Source organism: Vibrio genomosp. F10 str. 9ZD137 (genome assembly GCF_049974785.1).
Taxonomy (GTDB): domain Bacteria; phylum Pseudomonadota; class Gammaproteobacteria; order Enterobacterales; family Vibrionaceae; genus Vibrio.
Genome location: NZ_JBNGCJ010000493.1, coordinates 1 through 3,476, shown reverse-complemented (window position 1 = coordinate 3,476; position 3,476 = coordinate 1). Strand labels below are relative to the sequence as shown.

Here is a 3,476-nt window from a genome sequence, read left to right as displayed (position 1 = left end):
ACCGCTCTTCCGATCTATATGGTCTAAGCATCAAAGAAGTTCAGCAGGTTGTATCAACGGCGGTTGGCGGCATGAAAGTGGGTGAAACCGTAGAAGGGCTAGAACGCTACCCTATCAACGTTCGCTACCCGCAAGATTACCGTAATTCTGTGGTGAAATTGCAGAACCTGCCTCTTGTGACGGCCAATGGCGCACGGATTGCGCTGGCGGATGTGGCCGATATTCGCTATGAAGATGGCCCTCCTATGATCAAAACTGAGAATGCACGCCCCAATGGCTGGGTCTTTGTTGATATCGATGGACGAGATCTCGGCTCTTACGTTTCAGAAGCACAACAAGCGGTGAGCGAACAGTTGGATCTTCCAGCGGGTTACTCCATTGCGTGGTCAGGTCAATACGAATATATGGAACGCGCCAAAGAGCGACTAACCACGGTGGTACCGGTCACCATTGCCATCATTATGCTGCTGCTCTACATGAGTTTCAGACGTATTGGTGAGGTGCTGATCATCATGGGTACATTACCACTGGCGATGGTGGGTGGATTGTGGCTGATGCATATCCTTGGCTTCAATTTCTCTATTGCTGTTGGGGTTGGCTTTATTGCCCTTTCCGGGGTTGCGGTCGAGATAGGTGTCATTATGTTGGTGTATCTCAACCAAGCGTGGCACTACAAAAAACTTCACGCCCAAGAAGAGCGCAAGCCTCTAACATCACAAGACCTGACTGACGCCATTGGCGAAGGAGCAGGCCTACGTGTGCGCCCCGTTATGATGACGGTACTCACTGTCATTATCGGCCTAATTCCCATTATGTACGGCGATGGTACTGGCTCAGAAGTGATGCAACGTATCGCAGCCCCAATGATCGGTGGTATGGCTTCGGCGTTACTGCTTACGTTACTCGTGCTTCCTGCTGTTTTCCAATTGTGGAAACGCAGAGAAATCATTAATAACCAATAACCAATAACTAATAACTAATAACTAATAACTAATAACCAATAACCTGATTTAATGCGGAGCTGCTCGCTCAGCCCGCATTTTTAACTGAACACCCAGACTAGATTTCAGACTCAGAATTTAAGGAATATAAAATGAAAAAAACACTAATCGCACTCAAAGTGGCAATAAGCATCGCACTACTTTCGTCAACAGCGTTCGCAGAAAAAATGGACCACGGAAAAATGGACCACAGCACTATGATGATGGATATGGACGGTATGTCAGCTGTTGGTATGCCCGCGACTGGAGCACAGCCTGATAAAGTCGTGCACGTTATTTTAAGCGATGATATGACAATCACCTTCAAAGGGGATGTAAAAATAGAGCCTAACGATGTTGTACAGTTTGTTGTGATGAATACAGGAAAAATTGAGCACGAATTTGCTATTGGTTCAGCGGAAGAACAAGAAAAACACCGAGAAATGATGAAAACAATGACAAGTCATCATGATCACGACAGTGGTAGCACAGTAACGGTTCAAGCAGGCAAAGCGAAACAGCTACTTTGGCACTTCCATGGCGATAACAAGGTCGAGTTTGCTTGTAATATTGCAGGGCATTACGAAGCGGGAATGAAGAAAAATATCCAACTTTAATCGGTATATCTCTAAACCTTGGCTATAAAATAATGGCCAAGGTTCTCTTACGCGTGTCACTGGAGTGAATTAGACTACTGCTCGCATTCTTGGACTAGGGACCTTTAAACCGCGGATAGAAAAGTACCACGGGTGAAAATTAACCAATTACAATTCTTGACAGAAGTAAGCCAAGCCTTCTCAAGCCTTGGCAATATTACGGGTTTCATGCTAACAATCAGTGGCAAGTCGAACAGAGTCCGTTACCATTGAGTTAGCAAGTACAATGAGGCTTTACGAGAAAACATAGCTTTCTGGTACGACGACGGTGCCAAGTTCCGATATCGTAAATCTCTTAGCGTCTTCGATAGGGTTAATCCCAATGTCTGTACCAGAAGGGATTTTCACGTGTTTATCGATAATGCAGTTTTTTAGTTGGCAGTTTTCTCCCACTTCAACATAGTCAAATAGAATGCTGTCTGCGACCGTTGCGCCATCGTTAATTCTAACGTTTGAAGATAGCACCGAATTTTGAACGGCGCCTCCAGAGTTAATCACGCCACTTGAGATCAGTGAATTGATAAAAATCCCCTCATTGCCCGTGGCTGATGAGGTGGTTCTTGCTGGCGGTAATTGGCGTTCATACGTGCGTATCGCCCAGTCTTCTTGGTACAAATTCATCGGCGGAACCGGTTTGAGCAAATCCATATTGGCTTGGTAAAAAGAATCAATGGTTCCCACATCGCGCCAGTAGGCATCTTTGGTTACTCGGCCGTCATCGCCTCCAAATTTGTAGGCAAACACTTTTTGACTGTCGATGAGTTTTGGAATGATATTTTTCCCGAAATCATTACTCGATTCGGCATTGAGGGCATCGCTTTCTAACGAGTCCATGAGTGCTTCCATAGTGAAAATATAGATGCCCATAGAGGCAAGGCTATGGTTAGGATCATTGGGTAGTGGCGTTGGGTTTTGTGGCTTTTCTTCGAAAGAGACGATTTTATTTTGATCATCAATGGTCATTACACCAAATTCTTTTGCGGTTTCCTTTGGAACTTTCATGCAGGCGATCGTGAGATCGGCACCACTATTTTTATGATTTTCGATCATTGGCGCATAATCCATTCGATAGACATGATCGCCAGAGAGCACCACAACGTACTTTGCTTCACTTCGAGACAGCAACCACAAGTTTTGATAGATAGCGTCTGCGGTGCCGCTATACCATTTATCGCCTTTACGCATTTGTGGTGGCACTGCGGTTATGTACTCACCCAATTCAGGATTAAATACCGACCAACCGTCGCGTAAGTGCTTCTGAAGGGAGTGTGACTTGTATTGAGTGAGGACAAGGATACGTCGTAGCCCAGAGTGAAGGCAGTTGGCAAGCGTAAAATCAATGATTCTAAATTTGCCCCCGAAAGGCACTGCGGGCTTTGCTCTGTTATCAGTAAGGGGTGATAAACGCGATCCCACCCCTCCGGCGAGTACTACAGTTAAAGTCTCTTGCATCATCATCACTCCCTGTTTGGTGCATTTAAGTCGTACAGATTCAGTTCAGTTAAGTGATACGTTACAAGTATCGTTCCAATGATTAATGAACTGTTATGTAACGAGTTTTTTATCTGGCAAACGAAAGTTGAACCAAAAAAGTGCGCACGAAATATTTCGCTGCACCATGATGAGGCGTTTGGAGACTGATTCATGGCGTTGGTGGAGCAAGACGATGAGATAAAAAAGCCACGCTAGAGTCAGCGTGGCTGGTTAGTGGTAAATCGTTGGCATCCGGCTTAGTTTAATATCAAGGCCTAGTTTGATATTAAGGCTTAGTGTGGCGTTAGGCCTTTGTGGTTACTTCATCCACCAAATACAATATCGATTGATAAGATCGGAAGAGCGG

3 protein-coding genes are annotated in these 3,476 nt (G+C 45.2%); 2 read left to right on the top strand and 1 reads right to left on the bottom strand.

Going from position 1 to position 3,476, the window contains the following annotated elements; translation table 11 throughout:
• Together ACP45E_RS11925 and copI are read left to right on the top strand one after the other, a co-directional pair.
• On the top strand, nt 1–962 hold a 962-nt coding region (locus ACP45E_RS11925; RefSeq protein ID WP_017036986.1), incomplete at its 5' end, for an efflux RND transporter permease subunit.
• A 131-nt stretch (nt 963–1,093) separates the two neighbouring features.
• A complete protein-coding gene (gene copI, locus ACP45E_RS11920) occupies nt 1,094–1,597 on the top strand; it encodes a copper-resistant cuproprotein CopI (protein WP_017037414.1) in 504 nt (167 codons plus the stop codon).
• 273 nt (nt 1,598–1,870) lie between these two features.
• On the opposite strand, the gene glgC is transcribed toward copI, so the two are convergent.
• Entirely contained in the window at nt 1,871–3,088 is a 1,218-nt protein-coding gene (gene glgC, locus ACP45E_RS11915) for a glucose-1-phosphate adenylyltransferase (protein WP_026026535.1), read from the bottom strand.
• Nucleotides 3,089–3,476: the final 388 nt, after the last annotated feature.

Excerpts from the sequence above, each read along its gene's own strand:
- copI (WP_017037414.1), top strand. The coding sequence starts at position 1,094 with ATGAAAAAAACACTAATCGCACTCAAAGTGGCAATAAGCATCGCACTA.
- glgC (WP_026026535.1), bottom strand. The coding sequence starts at position 3,088 with ATGCAAGAGACTTTAACTGTAGTACTCGCCGGAGGGGTGGGATCGCGT.